Annotated in this window: 24 protein-coding genes and 1 tRNA gene; 14 read left to right on the forward strand and 11 right to left on the reverse strand. The window is 53.2% G+C overall.

Annotation, left to right across the window (positions count from 1 at the left end; translation table 11 throughout):
- Positions 1–2: 2 nt before the first annotated feature.
- Positions 3–1,271, reverse strand: a complete 1,269-nt coding sequence (locus tag ATHL_RS08765; RefSeq protein ID WP_062192280.1) for an L-rhamnose isomerase — start codon at positions 1,269–1,271, stop codon at positions 3–5.
- A 60-nt stretch (positions 1,272–1,331) separates the two neighbouring features.
- Between ATHL_RS08765 and ATHL_RS08770 the strand changes: the two genes are divergently transcribed.
- Complete coding sequence (locus ATHL_RS08770) at positions 1,332–2,522, forward strand: MFS transporter (RefSeq protein WP_062192283.1); 1,191 nt, start codon at positions 1,332–1,334, stop codon at positions 2,520–2,522.
- On the opposite strand, the gene lysX (ATHL_RS08775) is transcribed toward ATHL_RS08770, so the two are convergent.
- The 7 genes from lysX (ATHL_RS08775) to ATHL_RS08805 form a co-directional block, all read right to left on the reverse strand.
- Positions 2,519–3,367 (reverse strand): lysine biosynthesis protein LysX, encoded by an 849-nt coding sequence (gene lysX, locus ATHL_RS08775; RefSeq protein ID WP_062192396.1) that lies wholly within the window; start codon positions 3,365–3,367, stop codon positions 2,519–2,521. The two genes, ATHL_RS08770 and lysX (ATHL_RS08775), sit on opposite strands and share 4 nt — an antisense overlap.
- Before the next feature lie 13 nt (positions 3,368–3,380).
- Positions 3,381–4,388 carry an isocitrate/isopropylmalate dehydrogenase family protein gene (locus ATHL_RS08780; protein ID WP_062192286.1) on the reverse strand — a complete coding sequence of 336 codons (1,008 nt, stop codon included), beginning with the start codon at positions 4,386–4,388 and terminating at the stop codon, positions 3,381–3,383.
- Positions 4,385–4,882, reverse strand: coding sequence for a 3-isopropylmalate dehydratase small subunit (locus tag ATHL_RS08785; RefSeq protein ID WP_062192288.1), 498 nt, complete (start codon positions 4,880–4,882; stop codon positions 4,385–4,387). Before ATHL_RS08785 ends, ATHL_RS08780 begins: the two co-directional genes overlap by 4 nt.
- Positions 4,883–4,896: 14 nt before the next feature.
- Positions 4,897–5,610, reverse strand: a complete 714-nt coding sequence (locus ATHL_RS08790; protein ID WP_062192291.1) for an aconitase family protein — start codon at positions 5,608–5,610, stop codon at positions 4,897–4,899.
- The gene (locus ATHL_RS08795) at positions 5,585–6,706 is read right to left on the reverse strand and encodes a 3-isopropylmalate dehydratase large subunit (protein WP_084001296.1); all 1,122 of its coding nucleotides are present in this window, start codon (positions 6,704–6,706) and stop codon (positions 5,585–5,587) included. Before ATHL_RS08795 ends, ATHL_RS08790 begins: the two co-directional genes overlap by 26 nt.
- A gap of 35 nt (positions 6,707–6,741) precedes the next feature.
- Positions 6,742–8,124 carry a homocitrate synthase/isopropylmalate synthase family protein gene (locus tag ATHL_RS08800; protein ID WP_062192294.1) on the reverse strand — a complete coding sequence of 461 codons (1,383 nt, stop codon included), beginning with the start codon at positions 8,122–8,124 and terminating at the stop codon, positions 6,742–6,744.
- A gap of 252 nt (positions 8,125–8,376) precedes the next feature.
- Positions 8,377–9,369 (reverse strand): hydroxyacid dehydrogenase, encoded by a 993-nt coding sequence (locus tag ATHL_RS08805; protein WP_062192296.1) that lies wholly within the window; start codon positions 9,367–9,369, stop codon positions 8,377–8,379.
- 185 nt (positions 9,370–9,554) lie between these two features.
- On the opposite strand from ATHL_RS08805, the gene surE reads away from it, so the two are divergent.
- The 10 genes from surE (at position 9,555) to ATHL_RS08860 (ending at position 19,432) form a co-directional block, all read left to right on the forward strand.
- The gene (surE, locus tag ATHL_RS08810; protein ID WP_084001297.1) at positions 9,555–10,394 is read left to right on the forward strand and encodes a 5'/3'-nucleotidase SurE; all 840 of its coding nucleotides are present in this window, start codon (positions 9,555–9,557) and stop codon (positions 10,392–10,394) included.
- A gap of 374 nt (positions 10,395–10,768) precedes the next feature.
- Positions 10,769–12,043, forward strand: a complete 1,275-nt coding sequence (locus tag ATHL_RS08820) for an argininosuccinate synthase (protein WP_062192302.1) — start codon at positions 10,769–10,771, stop codon at positions 12,041–12,043.
- Positions 12,044–12,109: 66 nt separating this feature from the next.
- A complete protein-coding gene (argH, locus tag ATHL_RS08825) occupies positions 12,110–13,543 on the forward strand; it encodes an argininosuccinate lyase (RefSeq protein ID WP_162787756.1) in 1,434 nt (477 codons plus the stop codon).
- 31 nt (positions 13,544–13,574) lie between these two features.
- Positions 13,575–13,742, forward strand: coding sequence for a lysine biosynthesis protein LysW (gene lysW / locus ATHL_RS08830; protein WP_062192309.1), 168 nt, complete (start codon positions 13,575–13,577; stop codon positions 13,740–13,742).
- 36 nt (positions 13,743–13,778) lie between these two features.
- A complete protein-coding gene (gene lysX, locus ATHL_RS08835; protein WP_084001298.1) occupies positions 13,779–14,771 on the forward strand; it encodes a lysine biosynthesis protein LysX in 993 nt (330 codons plus the stop codon).
- Positions 14,768–15,808 (forward strand): N-acetyl-gamma-glutamyl-phosphate reductase, encoded by a 1,041-nt coding sequence (argC, locus tag ATHL_RS08840; RefSeq protein WP_062192311.1) that lies wholly within the window; start codon positions 14,768–14,770, stop codon positions 15,806–15,808. Before lysX (ATHL_RS08835) ends, argC begins: the two co-directional genes overlap by 4 nt.
- A gap of 15 nt (positions 15,809–15,823) precedes the next feature.
- Positions 15,824–16,627: a [LysW]-aminoadipate kinase gene (locus ATHL_RS08845; RefSeq protein WP_062192314.1), complete on the forward strand. Its 804-nt coding sequence runs from the start codon at positions 15,824–15,826 to the stop codon at positions 16,625–16,627.
- Positions 16,628–16,669: 42 nt separating this feature from the next.
- The gene (locus ATHL_RS08850) at positions 16,670–17,821 is read left to right on the forward strand and encodes an aspartate aminotransferase family protein (RefSeq protein WP_062192316.1); all 1,152 of its coding nucleotides are present in this window, start codon (positions 16,670–16,672) and stop codon (positions 17,819–17,821) included.
- A gap of 3 nt (positions 17,822–17,824) precedes the next feature.
- Complete coding sequence (locus ATHL_RS08855) at positions 17,825–18,862, forward strand: [LysW]-lysine hydrolase (protein WP_062192319.1); 1,038 nt, start codon at positions 17,825–17,827, stop codon at positions 18,860–18,862.
- A gap of 204 nt (positions 18,863–19,066) precedes the next feature.
- Entirely contained in the window at positions 19,067–19,432 is a 366-nt protein-coding gene (locus ATHL_RS08860) for a hypothetical protein (RefSeq protein ID WP_062192322.1), read from the forward strand.
- A gap of 74 nt (positions 19,433–19,506) precedes the next feature.
- Here ATHL_RS08860 and ATHL_RS08865 read toward each other — a convergent pair.
- The 3 genes from ATHL_RS08865 to ATHL_RS08875 all read right to left on the reverse strand — a co-directional run bounded on the left by ATHL_RS08865 (position 19,507) and on the right by ATHL_RS08875 (position 21,532).
- Positions 19,507–19,578: transfer RNA gene (locus ATHL_RS08865), tRNA-Met, on the reverse strand.
- Positions 19,579–19,643: 65 nt separating this feature from the next.
- Positions 19,644–20,564: a pseudouridine-5'-phosphate glycosidase gene (locus tag ATHL_RS08870; RefSeq protein ID WP_062192325.1), complete on the reverse strand. Its 921-nt coding sequence runs from the start codon at positions 20,562–20,564 to the stop codon at positions 19,644–19,646.
- A gap of 11 nt (positions 20,565–20,575) precedes the next feature.
- On the reverse strand, positions 20,576–21,532 hold the full coding sequence (locus tag ATHL_RS08875; RefSeq protein ID WP_062192327.1) for a PfkB family carbohydrate kinase: 957 nt from the start codon (positions 21,530–21,532) through the stop codon (positions 20,576–20,578).
- A gap of 113 nt (positions 21,533–21,645) precedes the next feature.
- On the opposite strand from ATHL_RS08875, the gene ATHL_RS08880 reads away from it, so the two are divergent.
- From ATHL_RS08880 to ATHL_RS08890, 3 genes are all read left to right on the forward strand, one after another.
- The gene (locus ATHL_RS08880) at positions 21,646–22,635 is read left to right on the forward strand and encodes a lysylphosphatidylglycerol synthase transmembrane domain-containing protein (protein WP_062192330.1); all 990 of its coding nucleotides are present in this window, start codon (positions 21,646–21,648) and stop codon (positions 22,633–22,635) included.
- An 83-nt stretch (positions 22,636–22,718) separates the two neighbouring features.
- A complete protein-coding gene (locus ATHL_RS08885; RefSeq protein WP_062192333.1) occupies positions 22,719–24,833 on the forward strand; it encodes a protein kinase domain-containing protein in 2,115 nt (704 codons plus the stop codon).
- Positions 24,834–24,855: 22 nt separating this feature from the next.
- On the forward strand, positions 24,856–25,852 hold a 997-nt coding region (locus ATHL_RS08890), incomplete at its 3' end, for a serine/threonine-protein kinase (RefSeq protein WP_084001299.1).

Genomic DNA, 25,852 nt, shown 5'->3' on the forward strand with positions numbered 1-25,852 from the left:
CCTCACTTGCGTTCAGCCAGAATTTTCTTTTCGTAGGAGCGTATTACATCCAGATAAGCCTCCCCGACCGGAACCCCTGCTTGAAGGCAGTAATAGTCCCACACAGCTCCGAAGGGAAGCCCTTTTAATTCCTCCATGAGGGCCAGCCTGCCGGTAAAATCGCCGTTTAGTTCCATGGCGCGCAGGGTATCTGCGGGTTCAAGCAGGGCCATCAGAAGCGCTTTCAAGGTGTTTCTGGCGCCAATTACCCAGGCGGCCACCCGGTTGATGCTGGCGTCGAAATAGTCTAATCCAATATGCACCCGTTCAAGGAAGTTCCCTCGCACCACTTCCTGACAAATGGCCTGGAGATCGTCCGTAAAGGTAACCACGTGATCACTATCCCAGCGCACCCCCCGGCTTACATGTAACAGCACCTCAGGAACGTAGAGCAAAACTGCCGAAAGCTTATCCGCAATGGTTTCTGTAGGGTGAAAATGCCCGGAGTCCAGTGTCAACAACACCTGCCGTGAAACAGCATAGCCAAGGTAAAACTCATGTGAACCGGTAGTGTAACTTTCCGCACCAATGCCAAAAAGTTTTCCCTCCACCGCGTCCAGATTGAAATGAGAAGGGATTTTCTCGGACAAAATCCGATCCAGAGAGTCAAGCAGGCGCTCACGCGGAGATTTTCGATCAAACGGGTTATCTTTAAAGCCATCCGGAATCCAGATATTCGTCACACACGGGCTTCCAAGAGATTCCCCAAAATAAGCCCCAATTTTCCGACAGGCAATACAATGATCAATCCAGTATTGCCTGATTCCCTCGTCTGGATGAGAGAGCGTCAATCCGTCAGCCGCCTTGGGATGAGAAAACAGCGAAGGGTTAAAATCAAGCCCATGGTGGTTCGCCCTGGCCCAATCAACCCACCCTTTAAAATGCTCTGGAAGCAATTTTGCCCGGTCTACGGGCTTTCCACCGGTTTCGGCATACATAGCATGTAAATTCAGGCGGTGTTTTCCGGGCAACAACCGATACACCATATCCAGATCGTCCCGCAATTCCTGCGGGGTTCGCGCCTTTCCAGGGTAATTTCCCGTGGCGGCCAATCCGCCTCCCAGAGCCTCCCCTGTGCTTTCAAATCCGCCCACATCATCTCCCTGCCAGCAATGCAGGCTGATTGAAACCCGGGAAAGCTTTTGAATGGCACGTTCGGTATCAACCCCCAACAAGGCATATCGTTCGCTGGCCAGCCGGTAAGCATCTTCGATTTGCTTTTCACCCATCATGTTCTCCCGCTCCTTTTTTGAAATTCACAAGGTTCCACCAGTTTATAGTAGAATGCAGCTATGACCATCGGTGCCCTTTCCACATCCAATCAGGCCCGGCACCTCGCCACGATTCGCCTGCTTTTCTTTCTGATATACGCCGGTATCGGTGTTAATTTTACATTCATCAATGTTTTTTATGCCAGTAAAGGCCTCACGGGAACCCAGATTGGTCTCATTACCATGGTAGCCGCACTGGTTGGTATGGTTGGGGCTGCGCTCTGGGGATATCTGGCAGATCGAACCGGGCAGGCACGCTTGATCATGGCCGGAGGTGCAATTGGGACAGGCATTCTCGCCCTCCTTTACCCTCTGGTCACCAACTTTTACCAGTATTTGCCACTGGCGGGGCTTTTCGCTCTGGGAAACTCTGCCATGTTCACCCTGATTGACTCCACTACATTGACCATTCTCGGCGACCAGCGTGAAGAATATGGGCGTTACCGGTTGGGCGGATCTTTCGGTTACATTCTGACCACCTTCAGTGCAGGCTTTATTTATGAAAAATTTGGCCTGGTATGGATGTTCCCCGCATATACGGTGATCATGCTCGCCTTTACTCTTTCCGTGCTCCGTTTGCCAGTCCTTTCGGTACCCCAGACCACTCATGAAAAAGGCGGCCTTAAAGCCATGGTTCGCCAACCCGTCTGGATCATTTTCACGCTGTGTGTCTTCCTGGTCTGGACAGCCGCCAGTGGATCCATCAATTTTCTCGGTGTTGCCATAAAAACTATGGGTGGGAGCGACAGTCTGATCGGTGTTGCAGCCACCATGGCCGCAGTAGCCGAGATTCCCTTTATGTTTTTTAGTGGAATGATCATGCGGCGCCTGGGACAGGAGAAAATGTTCTGGATCTCTTTGCTTGGGTTTACTGCTCGCATCGGGCTTTACGGGCTGATGCCTGCCCCTCAGTGGGCAATCGGGATTAATCTCCTCAATGGCCCCTCCTACGTGTTTTTCTGGAACAGTGCGGTTAATTATGCCAATACTATTGCCCCTGACGCCCACAAAGCCACTGCTCAGGGGTTCTTTCAGGCCACCACCAACCTGGCCAGTGTGGCTAGTGCCATACTGGCCGGTTGGATGTTCGATTCTCTCGGCCCCTCAGGATTATTTCAGGTGCTGGCCCTGGCATGCCTGGCAGCTTTCATCATCTTTGGCATTAGTCGGTATACCAGAAAGCCTTCTCCAGCTACCGGGACTTTGGATTAAGCTCCTTTCTGCCCAACCCTGAGGACGTAATCCACCATGCGTGCGGGTATATTCACCCCGGTGGTGGTAATGCTGTTGCGAAACTCCATCGTATGATTCACTTCATTGACGGTCAGCCCCTCCTGAGTCTCAAAAAGGTCAATGGCAAGCAGCCCGCCCCCCAGGGTTTGGGCGGTCTTCCGGCAAAGATCTGAAATTTCCTCAGTGAGAGGACAATTACTGGCCTTTCCACCCCGCGCCGTGTTGGTAATCCAGTTCTCCGAGCTGCGATAAATAGCGGCAATGGGTTCTTCACCGATGACAAAAGCGCGGATATCTCTGCCGGGTTTTTGTACATATTCCTGAATGTAGAAAATTTGATGATTGACCCCTCCCAGTGTGGCTTTGTGTTCAATAAACGCCTCAGCCGTTACCCGGTCATCCGCCTTGGCAAGCAACCGCCCCCACGAGCCCACGACTGGCTTAAGCACGCAGGGATAGCCCAGAGAATCACATGCCGCCAGGGCCGATTCCTCTGTAAAAGCCATCATTACCCGCGGGGTTGGAATGCCCGCATTCACCAGCAGTTGACTGGTGAGGTATTTATCCCCACACCGTTCGGCCACTTCAGGAGGATTGACCACTGGCACACCGTGTGCTGAAAAAATACGTGAAATATAGAGCCCGCGGGAATAAGACACCGACCGTTCGAAAAGCACATCGATCTCAACCGGCAAGCGGCGGATATCGAAATACATATCCCCATCACTGATCGGCACCACCTCCACCCCGGTGCGCTTTTCCAGTTCTTCAAGCAGAAGCTTCTCTTCCACACGCATCCGTGTATACAGGAAACCAACCCGCACCATACACCTCCTGTTATTTTCTCACCTGACCAATGACCGCCAAAGCCGCGGCCCTTGTACCCAGCTTTCCGCCGAGATCTTCTGTTACCTGGCCCAGCTCAATCACACGCCAGACAGCCTGTTCCACCTGTTCTGCCAGGGTCTTCTCGCCCAGATAATCTAAAAGCATCGCTGCGCTGAGAATTGCGGCCAGCGGGTTAGCGCGATCTTTGCCTGCCAGGCCAGGAGCACTGCCATGAACAGGCTCAAATACACCCATCCGATCGCCGATATTCCCAGACGCCGCAAGCCCCAACCCTCCAACGAGCATGGAGGCTTCGTCCGATAAAATATCCCCGAAAAGATTAGTGGTCACAATCACCTGAAATTGCTCCGGCGCCCGGATCAACTCCATGGCACAGGTATCCACCAGCATCTCATTACATTGAACTCGCGGGTATTCATCTGCTACACGCAGTACGCTGCGCCGGAACAACCCGCTCGTTTCGCGTAATACATTTGCCTTGTGAACCACGGTCACCTTTGTAAACCCCCGCCGGATCGCCAGTTCAAAAGCTACCCGCCCAATGCGTTCAGATGCCTCACGCGTGATCACCATCTCCCCCACAGCCCGCGTACCTTCCCCTTCCACCCGTTCTCGCCCCACATACAGATCTTCAGTATTTTCCCGTACGATGACCAGATTAATCCCCGGTCGAGAGATTGGATGAGGAATGGATCGGCAAGGCCGTAGATTGGCGTAAAGGTTCAATTCCTGGCGTAATCTCAACACAGGGGATCGGTAATTGGCGACATCAGGGGGAGTGGTTACGGCTCCGAATAGTGTGGCATCACAGGAGCGAATCTTCTCCAGTGTTTCATCGGGTAAAGGGGTTCCCAGCCGTTGATAAGCCCCCCAGCCAATATCCCCTTCCACCCAATGCCAGTTCACAGGAAGGACCTGCAGAACCATCTGTGCCGCAGCAATCACCTCCGGGCCAATGCCATCTCCCGGTAGGAGACAGATACGATATTCACTCATTCGGTCAGCTCCTCAATGTCGTGTTCTCGCAGGAACTTCACCAACCCACCCGCCTGTACAATCTTCAATACAAACGCGGGCAATGGTCTTGCCTGAAAGCGGGTTCCCTTCGACCGGTTGAAGATCAGCCCTTCTTCCAGGTTTACTTCCACTTCGTCCCCATCCTCAATCCCTTCTACCGCTTCCGGGCATTCCAGAATGGGCAATCCTATATTGATCGCATTTCGGAAAAATATCCGCGCAAAGGAAGGGGCGATCACACAGGCCGCTCCTGAGCCTCGGATGGCCACCGGCGCATGTTCTCTGGAAGAACCGCACCCAAAATTCCATCCACCTATAATGACATCACCTGCCCGAACATTGGGGGCATAGTCGGGCCTCACCTCGCAAAACACTTTACTGGCCAGCTCTTTCTCATCAATGGTGATATTGTACCGGGCCGGCATAATTTCATCGGTATTGAGGTTATCACCGAATTTCCAGGCTCTACCCATCTTCCACCTCACTTTCAACCCATGTATTTACGAGGATCGGCAATCTTTCCCTCAATCGCCGTTGCCGCTGCTGCCGCAGGGCTTCCAAGATAGATTTCCGCTTCGGGGCTCCCCATACGGCCGATAAAATTACGGTTCATCGTGGTAAACGCTCGTTCCCCTGGTGCAAGGATTCCTCCATGCCGCCCAATGCACGCCCCACATCCCGGCGCATTGACTGTGCAACCCGCCTGAAGAAATACCTCGATGAGCCCATTCGCCAGTGCCTTCTCGTATACCGTCTGACTCGCCGGGGTGACCAGCACACGGGTAAATGGATGCACCTGTCTGCCTTTAAGGATGCTGGCCGCCATAGCCAGATCTTCATACCGCGCATTGGTGCACGTCCCAATATACACCTGGTCAATCGGCAGCCCCTCTACTTCACGTAATGGCCTCACCTGATCTACATCCGGGTGACACGCCACCAGAGGTTCCAGACTCGAGACATCCAGCTCTATTACTCTTTCATAACGAGGATGGATTGGCTCAAGGCTTTCAAGAGGTGGGCTGGCTTTGGTTTCCTGCATCAGGTAGGCCTCAGTCACTTCATCGGGGGCAATCAGACCACATTTTGCCCCCAGCTCCACTGACATGTTCGAAAACACAATACGTTCATGCATGGGAAGATGAGCAATATACGAACCTCCAAACTCCAGAGACTTATAAGTGGCTCCGTCCTGGTGCAAGGATTCCTCCATGCCGCCCAATGCACGCCCCACATCCCGGCGCATTGACTGTGCAACCCGCCTGAAGAAATACCTCGATGAGCCCATTCGCCAGTGCCTTCTCGTATACCGTCTGACTCGCCGGGGTGACCAGCACACGGGTAAATGGATGCACCTGTCTGCCTTTAAGGATGCTGGCCGCCATAGCCAGATCTTCATACCGCGCATTGGTGCACGTCCCAATATACACCTGGTCAATCGGCAGCCCCTCTACTTCACGTAATGGCCTCACCTGATCTACATCCGGGTGACACGCCACCAGAGGTTCCAGACTCGAGACATCCAGCTCTATTACTCTTTCATAACGAGGATGGATTGGCTCAAGGCTTTCAAGAGGTGGGCTGGCTTTGGTTTCCTGCATCAGGTAGGCCTCAGTCACTTCATCGGGGGCAATCAGACCACATTTTGCCCCCAGCTCCACTGACATGTTCGAAAACACAATACGTTCATGCATGGGAAGATGAGCAATATACGAACCTCCAAACTCCAGAGACTTATAAGTGGCTCCGTCCATCCCCAGCATACCTGCCAGGTGTAACATGACATCTTTCGAGAACACCCCCGGCCTGGCCTCTCCCTCAAGCCGAACAAAAATAGTCTCCGGGACTTTGAACCAGGTCTTCCCGGTCACCCAGGCAGCGCCAATTTCACTCGAACCCAGCCCGGTTGAAAAACATCCCAGCGCACCGTAAGTCACCGTGTGTGAATCGGCCCCAATCACCACCCCGCCTGGCCGGACAAACCCTTCTTCGATCATTACCTGATGACATACCCCTCGTTTGTAAAAATGGGTAATCCCTTCAGCCTGAATAAAACGAACAATTTTCTGCTGATTCTCAGCCGCCAGCAAATTGGGCGCCGGATAGGCATGATCAAAGTGAATTACAATCTTTCCTGGATCTTTAATCGGCTTGCCAATCTCTCGAAACGCCTTAATCGCCAGAGGCGTGGTGTTATCGTGAGACATCATATAGTCTACATCCAGCAATACAATTTCACCCGCTTGCACCGTTCTCCCTGCACGACGGGAAAGAATTTCCTCAACCAGTGTACCCATGATCCGCCTCCATAGATGAGCCCAAGAAATCCGGTTTACCAGCCATTTTCGGCATGCTTCTTCAATACGATTCGCGTATCGGTCAACTTAACACCCGGCATCGAGCGGAGTTCTTCGATAAAGTTATTCAAATCTGAGACATTCGAGACTTTGACATAAGCACTGATGTCATATTCCCCGGTGATCTCATACACATTGGCCACCTGTTTAAGGTTCTTCAGTCGGCGAACCACCGCACCCGTATACACATGGGATTCCACAGCGATCATCACAATGGCATTCAAGTCTCGAGGAAACACATCAATCATGCGGCCTGTTACCCGTTCCGCCAGCTCAACAATATCTGCGTCGTGTAAAATTTTATGCTCATCACCGAAGCGTTTAATTTCCTCAACGATTGCCTCCAGCTCCTCCGGAGATACTTCCACCCCGTACTCAGAAAGGCGCATAGCAACGGCTCGTTTGCCGGTATATTTATCAATGACGATCCGCCGCTCCCGGCCCAGAATGGCAGGGTCAAAGTTTTCGTAAGTGCGAGGATCTTTGAGAACTCCATTGGTATGCACTCCCGATTTGTGAGAAAAAGCGTTCATGCCGGTAACCGGTTTGTTGGGAGCAATAAAAAAGCCTGAAATCCGTTCGACGTAACTGGAGAGCTCAGTTAAGTGGCGTAATTCATATTTGTTCACCCCCATGAATTGGTGCAACGCCAGAACCGTTTCAGAGAGGTCAGGGATACCAGTTCGCTCACCCATTCCGTTCACCGTGGTGTGAATACAATCGGCCCCGGCGCGCAAACCTGCAAGCGCGTTTGCCAGTGCCAGACCATAATCGTTATGACAGTGAAGGTCAATCTTACAGGGTAATAACCGCTCACGTAATGCCTTTACCCGCTCATACATTTCATGCGGTTGGAGGATTCCCAGGGTATCTGCAAAGCTAATCCGGTCAGCCCCGGCCTCAATAGCACGGTTGCAGACCCGCACAAGGAATTCAAAATCAGTCCGTGATGCATCTTCAGGGGTATACCGCACTTTTAAGCCCAGCTCTCGAGCGTAGCGAATATGCTCACAAACATATTCGATCGCTTCATCCTCCCCCTTATTCATTTTGGCTTCCAGATGGATTTTCGAGGTCGGGTAGAACACCACCACACGCCCAACGCCGCACTCCTTCGCTTTAGCAATCCCACTCCGGGTGGCCAGTGAGTGTGCTACAATCTCCGCTTTCAATCCCAGGCTGGCAATTTCTTTGACTGCCTGAAATACTTTTGGAGAAACACTGGGGTCGCCCGCTTCGATCATATCCACTCCAATATGATCGAGCTTCCGGGCAATTTCGAGCTTTTCGTCAACTAAAAAATTGACGTACGGTGTCTGTTCCCCCTCCCGTAAAGTACTATCAAGAATTTCAACCATGGTCAATACCTCCCGGCGTAATGAAATCAAAAAAGCTCCCCGGGTTTGGGGAGCTTCCTGGCTAAGCAAACTGGCAATCAGACCTGCTTAAACCACTGAGAACCCACGCACCCGGAAGGTGGGGGGGGAATGGCGCTTAACGCGCTTATCCGCCAGGTGGATCAGGTCAAGCCAGAGATTCATTGATGCGAAAGTTTACCCGTTTGTGATCCTGTGTCAAGGGTTGAAAAGGATGATTTTATCGATCAATTTCTATGCAAGAAGAGCCGCCCTTTCGCGAGTAATCTCATAAGCCAGGGGGCGTCCTTCCAGGTATCTTTCCAATTCTTCCACCATCAATTGTCCCATTCGCTGGCACTCTGCCCCCATTGAACCGGCAATATGGGGGGTGAGGAAAACATTGGGCAGGGTAAACAGAGGCGAGTCGGGAGCCGCTGGCTCTGGCCAGGTCACATCCAGAACCGCAAACAGGTCTGGGCGCTGCCTGAGAACGGCGATCATTTCATCCTCACGAACCACTGCTCCGCGAGACGTGTTGATGAAAGCCGCCCCTTCTTTCATCCAGGATAAATGCTCTCCCCGAATCATCCCCCGCGTGGTTTCCAGCAGGGGTGTATGGAGAGATACCACATCGCCCCGCCGGAAAACCTCTTCCAGGGACACCATTTCCACATTGAGGTGATTTGCCTCTTCCTGGCTAACATACGGATCATAAGCGATGACGTGAACCTCAAAGGATTTCAGTTTCTCAGCAAGTAGCCGACCGATCATCCCCAGGGAGATCAATCCGACGGTTGAATGATAGGCCCCTGCAACTGGAAGGCGTACCCACTGCCGCTTGGCCCGGTACTCAGCCGCATGTTGATAGGCTTTTTTCAGGCACAAGAGGATATTCGCCAGGATAAATTCAACCACTGGAACAGCATTTGCAGCCCAGGCGCTGGTAATGCGCACCCCCCTCTCCCAGGCCGCTTCGGTCATGACTCCGCGGATCGAGCCCGCTCCGTAAAAAATCATTTTTAGATCGGGTGCCGCATTAAGGACATCCGTTGTAAACTCCAGGCTACCCCAACCGGTGAAAATTAACTCAACCCCATCCAGAAGTGATAAATTCTTACGCACCTCATCACTACTCTGGCAGGGTAAACGTAGATCAACCAGCTCCTGAATCCGCGATACATGCTCCGGGCTGTAAATCAAACGAAAATTTTCTTCCGGTAAAACAAACATGCCTCTTGGCTTCATGGGTCAACCTTCTCCTCCCTTGCATGGATAGAATCCTCCTCATTTTATATGATCTTACGTTCGGACGGGCCCAATCCACACTGGAAAGTCATTTTTTACAGAACGATCATCTCCTATTGATCAAGCGTTAAACTGAGCGGGGTACACTCAGGCAAGTACCCATCCTTCAAAATATCAGGGATAACATGCACATTCTCGTCACCAATGATGATGGAATTACCTCCCCGGGACTTCTGGCCCTCGCCCGGGCAGTTCAAAATCTTGGAAAGGTCAGTATTCTGGCGCCCGACCGTAACTGGTCTGCTTCGGGGCACGTTCGAACACTTGACCGCCCCTTACGCGTTAAAAAAGTCCATCTCTCCGATGCATTCACTGCCTACGCATCTGATGGAGCACCATCCGATTGCGTTGCCCTGGCAACCGCAGGATTCTTTGAGGAAAAAATTGATCTGGTGGTCTCTGGGATTAATAATTCGGCAAACCTGGGTCACGATGTCACTTATTCTGGCACCGTCACTGCTGCCATGGAAGCGGCCATCTGGGGAATACCTGCGCTGGCTTTTTCCCTTGATACACCAGAAAATGGCACCCTACTGGATTACAGCGCCGCCAGTTTTTATGCCCGGATCATCACTACTACCGCCCTGGCGAACCATTTATCTCCTCCGATTTTTCTAAACGTAAACCTGCCAGGCTTACCTGTAGATCAGATCAAAGGCATTCAGATTACCCGCATGGGATTACGGGTCTACCACGATCAGCTCGACCGCCGCGAAGATCCGCGTGGAAAACCCTATTACTGGACCATCGGAAGCCTGCCCACGGGTATCCACGAACGAGGAACCGATGTTGGTGCTATCGCCGACGGGTATGTCAGCGTTACCCCTCTTCAGCTGGATCTGACCGCTCATCACGTTCTGCCTGAATTGAAAACCTGGCGTTGGGATTTCCCGCTTGAGGCAACATCAGCTATCACCGTAGACCGAGAGCCGTCCCCTGAGGTATCTCAACCAGAGCCAGGATGAAAACTCGATAAATCCCCGCTTTGCCCACACATCCGCTTCACACGTCAGCATGGATGTGTGATGACGGCCCGGGCAGACCACCTGTTAATGTTCTCGCACCACGCTCTCCACGTCCATACCCATCGGGCCTATCGACTCTTTATCACGAAATCTATTGACACATCGGCACCCTGTGCTATAATCTGCCCCATGATGATGCTGGACCTCAAGCTCCGACGAAAGCTAACCCTTTCCTACACCTACCAGGGAACGGTTGGCTTGTCGTTGCATATCCAGTAATCACATTTGAACCAAACAGGATGTCCAAGCCCTCCATAACCTGGAGGGCTTTTCTATATTAGATCATCTTTCGGTATTTGCCAAAGGAGGATTACATGCCAAAGAATGGAAACAAACCCCAGATCAAGAAAGTCGTTCTCGCCTATTCTGGCGGACTCGACACATCCGTCATCGTGCCATGGCTCAAAGAAAACTACGGTTGTGAAGTCATCTGCTACACGGCGGATATTGGGCAGGGTGAGGAACTCTCAGGCCTTCCTGCCAAAGCCGAAGCCACCGGCGCCAGCAAAATTTACATCGAAGATCTCACCGAAGAGTTTGCCAGCCAGTATCTGTTTAAGTTATTGAAGTCCGGTGCCATTTATGAACGCAATTATCTTCTTGGCACTTCCATTGCCCGCCCATTGATCGCCAAACACATGGTCGATGTAGCCCACATGGAAGGTGCTGACGCTGTGGCTCACGGTTGCACCGGAAAAGGGAACGACCAGGTACGCTTTGAGTTAACGGTTATGGCTCTCGACCCACGCCTCAAGGTCATTGCTCCCTGGCGTGAATGGGATATCCAATCGCGTGAAGATGCTCTCGCTTATGCCGCCGCCCACCATGTTCCAGTCTCTTCGACCCTCAAATCCATCTACAGCCGCGACCGCAACTTATGGCACCTTTCTCACGAGGGTGGGTTGCTGGAAGACCCATGGCAGGAACCGGACGAATCCATGTATCAGCTAACCGTCTCACCCGAACAAGCCCCCGACCAGCCAGAATACGTTGAAATTTCTTTCGAACACGGCATTCCCGTCAGGGTAAACGGGAAAGCCTACTCTCCAGCCACTCTCATCCAAACGCTAAACGAAATTGGCGGGAAACACGCTATCGGGCGGGTAGACATGGTGGAAAACCGTCTGGTGGGAATGAAATCTCGCGGGGTTTACGAAACTCCCGGGGGCACCATTCTGGTCAAAGCACACAGCGAACTGGAACAGATTACCCTCGACCGCGAGGTTCTGCACTATAAAGATGTGGTAGCTCAGCGGTACGCCGAGCTAATATACAACGGACAATGGTTCACTCCCCTGCGCGAGGCGTTGGATGCCTTCTTTGATGTCACCCAGCAACACGTCAACGGTACCGTACGCCTGAAACTTTACAAAGGGCAGGTCATCCCGGCTGGAAAAAAGAGCATCGATTCGCTTTACCGTGAAGATTTCGCCACTTTCGGCAAAGACAGTGTATACGATCAGAGCGATGCTGCCGGGTTTATCACCCTCTTCGGCCTCCCTCTCAAGGTTGCGGCCATGCGTGACATCGCCAACGGGCAAAAGGTCGAATACGACGCCCCGGATTATTCCACATTCAAACGCGATTAATTGGAACAGATCGGTTAAAATGTTCACTTAATCGATCACATCGCTCTGGTATGCATTCAGGAGGAGATCATGTCGAAACTTTGGGGAGGGCGCTTCGCCGGCGGGTTAGATCCTATCGCCTGGGAATTCAACGCTTCATTATCCTTCGACTGGCGGCTGGCTGAGGTTGATATCCGTGGCTCCATTGCCTGGTCCAAGGCTCTGATGAAAGCCGGGGTGATCACCCTCGACGAACAACACCAGATCAGCAAAGGGCTAACCGATATCCTTGCCGAGGTACGCGCCGGGAAGTTCACTCATGCCCCGACCGACGAAGATGTACACACAGCCATTGAACGGCGGTTAATCGAGCTGGTGGGGCCGGTGGGGGGCAAATTGCACACCGGGCGCAGCCGCAATGACCAGGTGGCCACCGATTTTGCCCTCTGGATTGTCGATGCCATTGATCGGGTAGATGCGTTCGTAAAACTTGTCCAGACGGCCCTGGTAGAACGTGCCGAAAGAGACATGGGGATCATTTTGCCAGGCTACACGCACTTCCAGCAATCTCAGCCCATTCTTCTCAGTCACTGGTGGCTCTCTCATTTCTGGCCCCTTGCTCGCGATCGGCAGCGCCTTGCTCAATTGCGCGAACGGGCAGCAGTACTCCCCCTCGGTTCAGGTGCACTGGCCGGCACGCCCTTCCCCATTGATCGAAAATTCCTGGCCAATCAACTGGGCTTCAAAACCTTCTCTCCCAACAGCATCGATGCCGTCTCCAACCGAGATTCAGCCGCTGAATTCCTTTTTACCGCGGTGATGATCGCCATTCATCTCTCTCGCCTGGCTGAAATGCTCATCCTTTATACATCCGCCGAGTTTGGCTTTATTGAGCTTTCCGATGCCTACTCCACAGGTTCCAGCCTGATGCCTCAAAAGAAGAACCCCGACACCCTCGAACTCACCCGCGGGAAAGCCGGGACGATGATCGGGCGGCTCACCGGCCTGCTGGCAGTGCTCAAAGGGTTGCCATCCGCTTACGACAAAGACCTTCAGGAAGACAAGGTGCCGGTATTTGAGGCAACCGATACCCTCTGCCTGATGCTGCCTGTGGTGGCAGGTGTACTACAAACCCTGATCATTCGTCCTGAGAAAATGGAAGCTGCCCTTAATCCAGCCATGCTTGCCACCGACCTGGCTGACTACCTGGTGAACAAAGGGATCCCCTTCCGCGAAGCCCACCGCCTGGTAGGTTTAGCTGTCAGACGGGCGGCAGCACTGGAAATTCCCCTCAGCCAGCTCCCCCTGGCAGAATTTCAGAGCATCAGCCCGGCTTTTGAAAAGGATATTGCCGAAGTATTCAACTTCCAGGCCTCCATCGCCCGGCGGAACTCCCCCGGTGGCACCAGCCCGGCAGCCGTCCAGGTTCAACTCCAGCAGGCACGGGCGTTTCTCGATGATCATAAAACGCGCAGTTCCATCCCCGCTTCGCAAACTCCTCGCGGCGGCGATGGTAGTTAATCAGTCACACCATTTTTTAGGAGGTAATCCAATGTCTACTGCTCATTGCCCTGAATGTGATGCCGAAATTACCCTGGATGGGGTTGTTATCGGCGAAATTGTTGTCTGCTCTGATTGCGGTGTAGATCTCGAGGTCACCAGCCTTGAGCCCCCCACCCTCGAGCTCGCCCCTATGGAAGAAGAAGACTGGGGCGAGTAACCAAAACGGTTCTTTACTGGCTCCTGAGGAGGCGGAATGAAGGTTGGCCTTTTACTATCTCGGGTTCGGATCGAAGAAAAATGGCTGATCGAAGCCCTCGAAAAAGCCGAAGTCGATTTTGACCGCATTGACGACCGCGATATTACCTTTGATGTGGATCAGCCGGGTAACTGGAAAAACTACGATGTGGTGCTGGAACGCAGTATTTCCTTTGCCCGCGGCCTTTATGCTACCCAGATACTAAACTCATGGGGTATCCCAACCGTGAATATGGCTTACGTGGCTTCGGCCTGCGGTGATAAGCTGATCACGTCTTCCATCCTTGCCCGGGCTGGAATCCCTCAGCCGCGTACAAAGGTTGCCTTTACCCCCGAAGCCGCCCTGGCCGCCATTGAAGAACTGGGGTATCCGGTGGTGTTGAAGCCCGTGGTGGGATCGTGGGGAAGGTTACTTTCTAAAATCAACGACCGTGATGCCGCAGAGGCGGTTCTTGAGCACAAGGAAACCCTGGGGTCTTATCAACACTCCATTTATTACATCCAGGAGTTCATCCGCAAACCCGGGCGTGACATCCGGGCTTTTGTCGTTGGGGATCAAACCGTTTGTGCCATTTACCGCTCCTCCTCCCACTGGATCACCAACACCGCCCGTGATGGGCAGGGCAGCAATTGCCCTGTCACCCCGGAATTACACCAGCTGTGTGTGCGGGCAGCACGGGCGGTGGGTGGCGGGGTACTCGCCGTGGATGTTCTGGAAGACCCCCAGCGCGGATATCTGGTCAACGAGGTCAATCACACCATGGAATTCCACACCCTGGCCCCGGCCACCGGGATCGATGTCGCCCGCGTCATCGTAGATTACACCCTGCGGGTTGCCCAGGGGAAAGTTAAATTACAACCCCCGAACATGCTTGATACCCGCCCGGCTATTACCAGACTCACGGTCTACACTTTCAACCCTATTGATCTCACCTCACAAGAAACTACATCTATCGCACCCGGAAACGGACACACAGGAGATCCATTATGACGGAAATTTCCGTTTCAATTATTGGAGCATCAGGCTATACTGGCGGAGAATTACTCCGTTTGCTTCTGAATCACCCGGGGGTAAGCGTACATCAGGCCACATCAGGAAGCCACCTGGGCGAGTATGTCTATCAGCAGCACCCCAATCTGCGCAAACGCACGCAGTTAAAATTTTCGGCTCCCGATCAGGTTGAGCCGGTTGACGTCCTTTTCCTGGCTATGCCCCATGGTGAAAGCCAGTCAAAAATCGAGCACTTTGCGACTCTTGCTCCCAGGATCATCGATCTGGCAGCCGATTTTCGGCTTCGCGACCCGGCATTATACGCAAAATACTACGGAGAACCCCACAAAGCCCCCGCCTGGCTGGAAAAATTTGTCTATGGCTTACCCGAACTTCACCGGGAAGAAATGAAAACGGCCTCCTATATCAGCGGGGTTGGTTGTAATGCTACTGCCGCGAATCTGGCCCTTTACCCCCTGGTGAAAGCAGGTGTCCTGGACAGATCTCGCCCGGTCATTGTGGAAATAAAGGTGGGCTCTTCCGAGGGAGGAGCTTCTCCGAACCCGGGTTCTCATCACCCTGAGCGAACCGGGGTGATTCGCACCTTTTCGGCGTATGGCCACCGCCACACAGCTGAGGTCATTCAAGAACTTGGTATCTCTGATGTGCACCTCACCATGACTTCCGTCGATCTGGTGCGGGGGGCACTGGCTGCTGCCCATGCCTTTGTTCAACCGGGAGTGTCCGAAAAAGACCTCTGGCGCATTTTCCGCGACTGGGCCAATGGAGAGCCTTTCATTCGTCTGGTTAAAGATCGGCGGGGAATCTACCGGGTTCCCGAGCCAAAAATTCTCGCCGGGAGCAATTATGCTGATGTAGGCTTTGACTTTGACCCCGAAACCGGTCATGTAGTGGCCATGGCCGCCATCGATAATCTGATGAAAGGCGCATCAGGCTCTGCAGTACAGGCCATGAACCTGATGTGCGGTTTTCCAGAAACTACCGGCCTGGAATTTCCCGGGCTTCACCCCATTTAAAACCAGGGAGCGACCATGATTGTTGTTAAAATCGGTGGCGCACAGGGCGTCAACCTCACTACCATTTGCGCCGATGCCGCGGAATTAATCCGTCAGGGGCAAGACATTATTCTGGTGCATGGCGGCTCAGCCGAAACCAATGAAATTTCCACCAGGCTTGGCCATCCACCGCGTTTTGTGACCAATGAAACAGGTTTCACAAGCCGGTACACCGACCGAACCACCCTGGAAATTTTTGCCATGGTCACTGCCGGGAAGATCAACACCATTCTTGTTGAGAAAATGCAACAGGCCGGGGTGAATGCCATCGGTCTCACCGGACTGGACGGAAAACTCATGCAGGCGCATCGAAAAGAAGCCATCAGGATTGTAGAAAATGGCCGTAAGCTTATCCTGAGAGACGATTACACGGGGAAAATCGAGCAGGTGAACACCAGCCTGTTATCCATGCTCATCGAAGCCGGTTATACGCCGGTCATTGCTCCTCTTGCACTTTCCGCCAAAGGGGAAGCTCTTAACGTAGATGCTGACCGTGCTGCCGCTATGGTTGCTGGAGCTGTGAAAGCCGAAAAATTGATTATCCTTACCAATGTGCCAGGACTGATGCGCCACTTTCCAGACGAAAGCTCGGTGATTGCTCACCTGCCAAGGGTTGGGCTTGAACAGGCACTATCCTTTGCCGAAGGCAGGATGAAGAAAAAAGTTCTCGGAGCCAGCGAAGCCATTGATCTCGGGGTTCCTCAGGTTATTTTTGCCGATGGCCGCACCGGGCATCCCCTGCTGGATGCACTGGCTGGAAAAGGCACCGTCATTTCTTAAGCCTCCACACGCGGCTTTTTCAACCATTCGTTCGGGAGAACCATGAACAGTATCGAGATAGAATCTCAGTTTACTTCGGGTCTCTACACCAAGCGCCCGATTGCCATTGTACGTGGCAAAGGGGCACGCCTGTGGGACTCAGAGGGGCGGGAATACATTGACTGTGTTGGAGGTCAGGGAGCGGCCAACATTGGGCATGCCAACCCTCAAGTGGTACAGGCCATTTTTGAACAGGCGGCAACGCTTATTTCCTGTCCTGAAATGTTTTACAATGATCGCCGCGCCGCACTCGAAGAACGCCTCTGCCGCTTAACCGGATTACCGCGTGTGTTTTTATGCAACTCGGGTACCGAAGCCGTCGAGGCAGCGATTAAATTTTCACGGCTCGCCACGGGCAGGCAGGAAATCGTGGCCTGCATGCGCGCTTTTCATGGGCGCACCTTTGGCGCACTCTCAGCCACCTGGGAAAAGAAATACCGTGAGCCTTTCGAACCGCTCGTTCCAGGTTTCAGACACGTCCCATATAACAACTTGGAAGCACTGGATGCCGCGGTCGGACCTTCTACTGCTGCAGTGATCCTTGAGGTGGTTCAAGGCGAGGGCGGAGTCAACCCCGCGTCCACGGAATTCTTACGCGGAGCGCAGCAGCTCTGTCGTCAGCGTGGTTCTCTGCTAATCATTGATGAAGTACAGACCGGTTTCGGGCGTACAGGGCGCATGTTTGCCTTCCAGCACCACAACCTCCAGCCCGATCTGCTTTGCCTGGCAAAATCCATTGCAGGAGGGATACCGATGGGCGCTGTTTTGATGGGTGATCGGGTGGGCGAGCTCCCCCCCCAAACCCATGGCTCTACCTTCGGAGGTAACCCGCTGGCCTGCGCGGCTTCTTTAGCTACCATTGATTTCATCGAAACCAACCACCTTCCTGAGCGTGCAGCCGAACTGGGCGAGTGGTTCCTTGGCGCCCTGATGCGCCTTGAATCACCGCTTATTCGGGATGTTCGCGGCCTTGGCCTGATGGTCGGTATAGAATTACGGCAGAAAGTCACTCCATACCTCCAATCCCTGATGAACGAAGGGATACTTGCACTGCCAGCTGGTCTGACAGTCATTCGTTTTCTTCCTCCTCTCGTAATCGATAAGGAAGATTTAGAGGTAGTTGTGGAGAAAACCCGCAAAGTTCTGGATGCTTAACGCATGGATGATTTATCGATCCTGATCGGTTTATTAAACCATTACAGCCCGACCGGAAGTGAAAGTTCCGCCGTGAATTATCTGGTCGATCTCATGAATCAGCTCGGGTTTCAGGCCCATGTTGATCGCACCGGCAATGCTGTGGGCATTCTGGGAGAAGGTCCGCGCGAGTTGGTTCTACTCGGTCATATTGACACCGTTCCCGGGGAGATTCCCGTGCAAACCATTGGCGACCGTCTGTACGGGAGAGGAGCGGTAGATGCCAAAGGTCCATTAGCCTGTTTTACCGCCGCCGCCGCCAGAGTCGGCGCCCGGGCCGGTTGGCGTATAGTGGTCATTGGTGCGCTTGCCGAAGAAGGCGATTCGCGCGGTGCCCGGGGAATCCTTGCCGATTACCATCCCGATGGTGTCCTCATCGGAGAACCAAGCGGATGGGACCACGTAACCCTGGGATATAAAGGGAGCGCCTGGGTTCGCCTGCGAATAGACAAACCTGTGGCCCACACTGCGGCTCAATTAGAAAGCGCCTGTGAAGCTGCCGTAGAAGCCTGGAATCTGGTGAAAGGGTACACTTCCAGGAAAAATGCAGGCAAAAACCGCATCTTCGACCAGCTCACCCCCTCGCTCCGAGATATGAAATCCTCAACCAACGGATTCGTCCATTCGGCCCAGTTGGAAATGAATTTCCGCCTGCCTCCTGATCTTTCTTCTGATGACTTGATCTCCGAGCTTCAGGCTCTCGCCCCTGATGCAAAGCTCGACCTTGTAGATTGGATCCCTTCTTATCGGGCCGAAAAAAACACACCCCTGGTACGCGCCATGCTCGCAGGTATCCGTTCACTGGGTGGGGCTCCCACGTTCAGTCTCAAAACAGGAACTGCCGATCTGAATATCGTGGCTCCGGCATGGAAATGCCAGGCAGTTGCGTACGGCCCGGGCGATTCATCCCTCGATCATACTCCCGAGGAGCACATTCTGATCAGTGAGTACCACCAAAGCATCGCTGTGCTTTCGCAGGCGCTGTTACAGCTTACCAGCTGACAGGAAGAGAGGATTAAACATCAAGAAGCCAGTCAGAATTTGGTTGACTGGTTTTTCGCGTTTCATTTTTCACCCTGAAAACCAGGCCAGAGGTGAATCTCCCGGCAAAACCTTTCAGGGTTGGCTGTTCCGTACTATACTATTCCCTACAAGGATGATTAATCTGTGAGTACTGAGCCATCTTCATCGAATTCCCCCCACCAGATGCCCGTTAACCCGGGCCGCACCGGAATCATTTTTCAGGTACTTCGCACATTCTGGTTGACCGAGGTGACCCTGATTTTGGTAGCTATTTACGGCCTGTATTCGGGTTGGTCCACCCCACGCCAGTGGAGCGATGGGTTATTTCTTGCTGCCGCTGCTCAATTGATGATTGGTGGAATATCCTTTTTAGGCTCCTCGCGGGATTACTCATACGCATTCCTTGCACGCTATGTCACAAAGGGTGACGTCACTGAAACCCAGAAACAGCTGGGGGTTGAAATGTTGCGCCAGCAGTCCTTCGGAAAAAGGGCGTTCCTTGGGGGATTACTGACCTTGCTGATCGCGTGGCTTGCACTGCGGTTCTAAGGGAATTTTCTACACATTACCCGCAACGGGGTTACCGGTAATAAAAAAACGATCCCTGAAGTGGATCGTTCAGGTGGCGAGGGTGGGATTCGAACCCACAACCAATGGCTTATGAGTCCACTGCTCCACCGTTGAGCTACCTCGCCGAGCGGGCATATCTTACTATGATCTTCCCAAAATGTCAATCGAGACGACCCCGGAATTTCTTGGGTCAACCTGTTAGTCGGCGAGAATTAACCAGTTGAAGGGCAATCTTAGCACCCAGCCTTGCGTTGTTCTTCAGTAATGCCAGGTTGGCCTGCAGGCTTTCTCCACCGCTCAATTCGCTTACCCTGGCCAACAAGAATGGCGTCACTGCAGATCCACGTATCCCCTTCTTTTGCGCTTCTTGAAGAGCCTCCTGAATGATTCCCTCCATCTGATCGTAGGGAATAGCCACCTCCTCAGGTGGAGCCTGCACGACCAGAACAGCACCCGTTAATCCAAGCTGCCAATGTCGGAGGGCAATATCAACCACCTCCTCTACAGAATCCACCATAATGTCCACCGGGAGGCCGCTATCCCCGGAATAAAAAGCCGGGAAGGAGTGCGTTCGGAATCCAATCACGGGGACTCCCAGAGTTTCAAGCATCTCAACCGTAGCTTCTAAATCCAGAATGGCTTTCGCCCCGGAACATACTACCACCAGAGGGCTTCGAGCGAGCTCTTCAAGATCTGCTGAGACATCCCAACGCGAACCCCGATGAACTCCGCCAATACCACCCGTAGAGAACACCTGAATACCTGCCATTCTCGCGATAAGCAGAGTACCTGCTACCGTTGTACCTCCCGAAAGCCTGCGAGATAAAGCGATGGCCAGGTCGCGCCGGCTCATTTTTCGATCAGGAGTCATGGTGGCAAGTCGTTCCAATGCGTTTTCATCCAGGCCAACACGGACGGCCCCATCCATAATCGCAATGGTGGCTGGTGTCACCCCCACCCCGCGAACCTCATCTTCAAGCAAACGCGCCAGTTCCAGATTGATGGGGTGTGGTAGACCATGGGTAATGACAGCCGACTCCAGGGCTAAAACAGCCTGCCCGGCCTGCCTGGCACGGGCTACTTCAGATGAAAAATGAAGCGGAATGTTCACACTCAAATCCCTTACAGGGCAAGTTCATCATACAGGCGTTCAAGAGAAAGTCCCGGGAAGACGGTTCCCTTGTGTTTAAGCACCAGCGAGGCCGCTGTAACCCCCAGGCGAATACATTCGTCCAGAGGGATCTGATTGGTCAAACCGAACAACACCGACGCAGTCAGGGCGTCTCCCGCCCCGGTCGGATCGATAATTTTTGTCCGCACTGCTGGAACATGACCGCTCACTTCGGGAGTGGCGTAACACACCCCAAACTGAGCCAGGGTAATAATGGCAATTTCTGTATCTCGATCCACCAGGCAGCGGGCCGCCTCCAGTGCAGAAGATCGCTCAGTGACTTCAGGATCATGACCGCATAATACTGAGGCTTCCGCGCTATTGGCAGTGAGGAGAAACAAACTCGACAGGTATGGTAATAATCGCTCAGCCAGAGCCGGTGAGGTGGTATCAGCGCAGACGGGAATCCGGGCCTTTTTCGCCAGAGAAAAAACCGTTTTCAACGCCGCCGGAGACAAATTAGCATCAACAAACACTAAACTGGCTTCTTCAAAGCGATGCGCATTGGCCTTGAGAATGGCCGGGGTAATCGCCCGTAACACCTCCATATCCTCAACCGCCATTTCCAGCTTCCCTGATGAGTCGTAGATCGCCAGATAAGAGGCGGTCGAATATCCTTGCACCTGCAAAGAGCCAGAAATATCCACCCCACAGGCCCGCGTGTATTCGAGCATTTCCTTACCCAGGTGATCTCCCCCGGCAGCCGTAATGAGACTGACGGGTTGCCCCAGCCTGGCAAGGTTCTCAGCCACATTTCGGGCAACACCCCCGTAGGAAAAACGGTTGCGCGCCAGGTTCGATTTACCTTTCTCCGCAGGCTGAGTGAGTACACCCACCATGTCTACACCGGCCGCACCGATCACCAGTACAGGCCTTTCCGAAGCATCGGATGGAATCTGAGGAAACATAATTTCATTTTACCCGAAAGATCGAGAATTTACAGTTTTGTAAGCCCGACTTTACCTCCTGTAAGGCCACGGAAAATCCGAATCCTGTATAATGCCAGAAGGAATATCCATTCATGAACGAATCTTCCACTTCGATTCTACGCCGTTTAATCCCCGGCTTTGTCCTTGGCCTGCTGGTATTCATTGGACTGGCCCTGCTCGGTGATCTGCAACGCGTCAGCCTCACCCTGCTCCGTTTTGAATGGAAATACTTCCTCATTGCCCTTGCCTTTACCCTGGGTAACTACACCCTGAGGTTTATTAAGTGGCATTTTTATCTGAACCAGATCGGCATTCGAAAAATCTCCCTGAAAAACAGTATCCGTCTGTTCATGGCTGGTTTTCCTCTCGCTGTCACCCCGGGAAAAGTGGGAGAAGTCCTTAAAGGTGTCTGGCTCATGCGGCAAACAGGTGTGCCGGTTGGGCGCGGGGTTTCTGTGGTGGTGGCCGAGAGGATCAGCGACGGATTGGCTGTGCTGGCACTCTCTCTGCTGGGTGTCATGACCTATCCGCAATACTGGCCAGTGTTTCTTGGGGTGCTGGGATTGCTTGTTTTCATCATCCTTCTTTTCCAGATCCGCCCGGCAGCCAACTGGCTTCTCGATCAGGGTGAGAAGGTCTCCATCCTCCGCCGGTTGGTTCAATCAGCTCGCGAGTTTTATGAGGGGAGTTTCATGCTATTCCGCCCTGCGCCCACCCTCTTTGCTGTGGCGCTGGGAACTCTTTCGTGGTTGGGAGAAGGGATAGGTTTTTACTTTATCCTCCTCGGTTTAGGACTGAAGCCCGACCAGCACCTGATGGCAATGGCCGTTTTTGTCCTTGCCTTCTCTACCGTTATCGGTGCCGCCTCTGCCCTTCCCGGGGGACTGGGAGCGGCGGAGGTCTCCATTGCTGGGTTGTTGACCCTCATCTTGCGCGAAAATCCCGCCATTGCTTCTACAGCCACCGTGCTCATCCGCCTCGCCACACTCTGGTTTGGCGTTTTCCTGGGGCTGGGTGTCTGGTCTTTCTCACCTGATCTGTTCGGGTATGGCACTCCTCAGAAATCATTCACGGAATACTAGGCCGGTTTGATATCAACTTCATTGCGCATACCCGATAACTCATGTAGAATACATTCGGATCGGTTTTTCCATCGGATATCGACATGCCACTTGCTCCGGGCACACTTCTTAATCATCGGTACCGGATTGTCTCCATCCTGGGTCAGGGAGGAATGGGGGCAGTTTATCGTGCCACCGATATCCATCTGGATATTTCTGTAGCGGTTAAAGAAAACCTTTTTCTGACGGATGAATACAGCCGCCAGTTTCAACGTGAAGCCAGCATCCTCGCCAGCCTGCGCCATCCAGGATTACCTCACGTCACCGATTATTTCATTCTTGAGAATCAGGGGCAATACCTGGTCATGGATTACATCGAAGGAGAAGACCTTCGCCAGCGGCTGGAACGTACCGGGCCACTTCCGGAAAAAGAAGCTATTTTGATCGGCATCTCTGTATGCGAGGCATTGGATTACCTTCATACTCGCACCCCCCCGATCATTCATCGAGACCTTAAACCGGGTAATATCAAAGTAACTGCCGATGGTCAGGCAGTGCTGGTGGATTTCGGTTTGGCAAAAATCCTTCAGGGAGGCCAGGCCACCCTTACCGGTGCCCGCGCTATGACCCCCGGTTATTCTCCACCGGAACAATACGGAACCGCCAGTACTGATGCACGTAGCGACATTTATTCTCTCGGAGCCACGCTCTACGCGGCACTGACCGGAGTCATCCCCGAAGACGGATTAAATCGGATGACCGGTAAGGCCGAGATGACGGATCTGCGCGTGCTCAACCCCAAGGTTTCACGCCGGCTGGCAGAGGTTATTCATCGCGCTCTGGAAGTTGACCCCGAAGATCGTTTTCAGTCAGCCAGAGAATTCCGCGAAGCCCTGATCGCCTGCAGTGAAATGGCAGCTCTCTTTCGCGAACGCCCCACTATCTCACCTCCTCCCCCCGACTTTTTCGGTTCACCTGAAGGAGAAATGGCCGGGAACGGAGGCCAGGGAATGCGCTTAAAATCTCGGCCTTCGTCCAGAAGGCGGCGGAAATCTTCTCCATGGCTGATGTTCCCTCTGATGGCATTGATTGTCGCCGGAGCTTATATTGCTCTTCAGCTCCAACCCAACCTCCCTCAGACAGTGCTGGCTTACTTCACCGCCCCAACAGCCTACCTTCCAGTCATTCCATCTGAAACCCCCTTCTCTCCGCCAGAGAGCCCCACCTCACAACCTTCGTCCGAACCCACCCCCTCTTTTGAGCCAACTTCCAACCCGGTTGTGCAGCCTCAAATTACCCCCTCACCAACCGAGACTGCTGTCCCCTCCCTTACTCCAACTGCCACACCGCTGGGTGGAGGTATATCAGAGATCGCCTTTGCTTCCAAACGGACTGGAATGATGCAAATCTGGTCGATCGGGGCTAATGGGAAAGGCCTCAGGCAAATTACAAATATGCAAGATGGCGCCTGTCAACCGGCATGGTCACCTGATGGTCAACGTCTGGCGTTCATCTCTCCCTGCTTGAATAAGCGTGAAATTTACGACGGAAGTTCCATCTACATTATCAATGCAGACGGAACTGGCCTCACTCCTCTGCCCGCCAGCCCTGAAGGCGATTTTGATCCTGCCTGGTCGCCTGACGGAACCAGAATTGCCTTTACCTCGCTTCGCACCGGCCGGGCAAGTATCTTCACCATTGATTTAAAAACCCTGGCAGTCAAAGAAATTTCTCAATCACGCTTCGCTGATGTCCAACCCTCCTGGTCGCCTAACAGCCATCAGATCGCCTTTGTCCGGAAAATCGTCTTTGGGCAGATCTGGATTATGGATGATGAAGGGAACAGCCAGGTGCAATTCAGCCCCAACGGGGAGTTCAACAACTTCTCACCGGTCTGGAGCAGGGATGGGCAGGTCATCTTTTACAATCAAATCGTCGGGGGTTCGAAAGTGCCAAACCTGGTGGGTATGCGTTACGAAGACCGCCTTACTTACCGCGAATTTCGCATCCCGGCCAATCCTGAGGTGAATATCGGCCCGGTAGGTAGCGTCAGCGTTTCTCCCGATGGTTTCTGGCTGGCGTATGAGGGCTGGCCTGATGGAGACAACCACGACATCTATTTGATGACCATCAACGGAGCAAACATCACCCGCCTGACCACCGACCCGGCGTTTGAGTTTGGCCCCTCATGGCGGCCTTCTCCCCAGTCAGTTCCTTGACCTTCCACAGGGTTAATTTCTCATGCCGCTCCAACCCGGCTCTCTTTTAAATCAACGTTATCGCATCGATGAAGTCATTGCTCAGGGAGGCATGGGAGCCATCTATGCCGCTCACGACCTGACTTTAAACCTCAAGGTGGCAATCAAAGAAAATTTCCTCCCTGGAGAAGAGCACGTTCGTCAGTTTTCCCTAGAAGCCAATATTCTGGCCACCCTCCGACACCCTAACCTGCCACGGGTTACGGATCATTTCACCGTCCCTGGTTCAGGCCAGTATCTGGTGATGGATTACATCGAAGGTACTGACCTCCGGCAATGGATGAAAAACAAAGGGGCGCTTGAGGAGGTAGAGGTTCTCAAAATTGGCATTGAGATCTGCAATGCGCTCATCTATCTTCATACCCGTCAACCTCCTATCCTCCACCGCGACATAAAGCCAGGCAACGTCCGGCTTACGCCAACCGGCCGGGTGTTTCTGGTCGATTTTGGCCTGGCCAAACGAAGCCTGCAGGGAGAGAAAACCACAACCGGCGCCCAGGCTCTTACTCCTGGGTATGCCCCACCCGAGCAGTATGGCCAGGGCACAGATCCTCGCTCCGATATTTACGCTCTCGGCGCAACTCTTTACGCCGCACTGACAGGAATGATCCCCGAAGATGGGCTGGGCCGGGCTATGGGGAGTGTTGAGCTCACTCCAATCCTCCACCATAAACCGCACATCTCCCCTGCAACTGCACGGGTGATCGAAAAAGCCATGGCCGTTTTACCCGGGGATCGTTACCCTTCAGCCCAGGCCTTCCAGCTCGAGTTAAAAAGAGCACTCGAAATGACATCGCAGGGAGCAGTTATCTCGCCGCCATCACAATTACCTGAACAAAACATCCCTGCGAAGAACCCACCATTATCAACCTCAGGACCTGCCCGAAAAAAAGCCGGACTCCTTTTGAGCCTGGTCGGGATCATTGCCTTTGGGTTAACCATCGCCGGGCTTTTTACCAGAAAACCACTCCCCACCCCCC

Source organism: Anaerolinea thermolimosa, from assembly GCF_001050195.2.
Lineage (GTDB): Bacteria > Chloroflexota > Anaerolineae > Anaerolineales > Anaerolineaceae > Anaerolinea > Anaerolinea thermolimosa.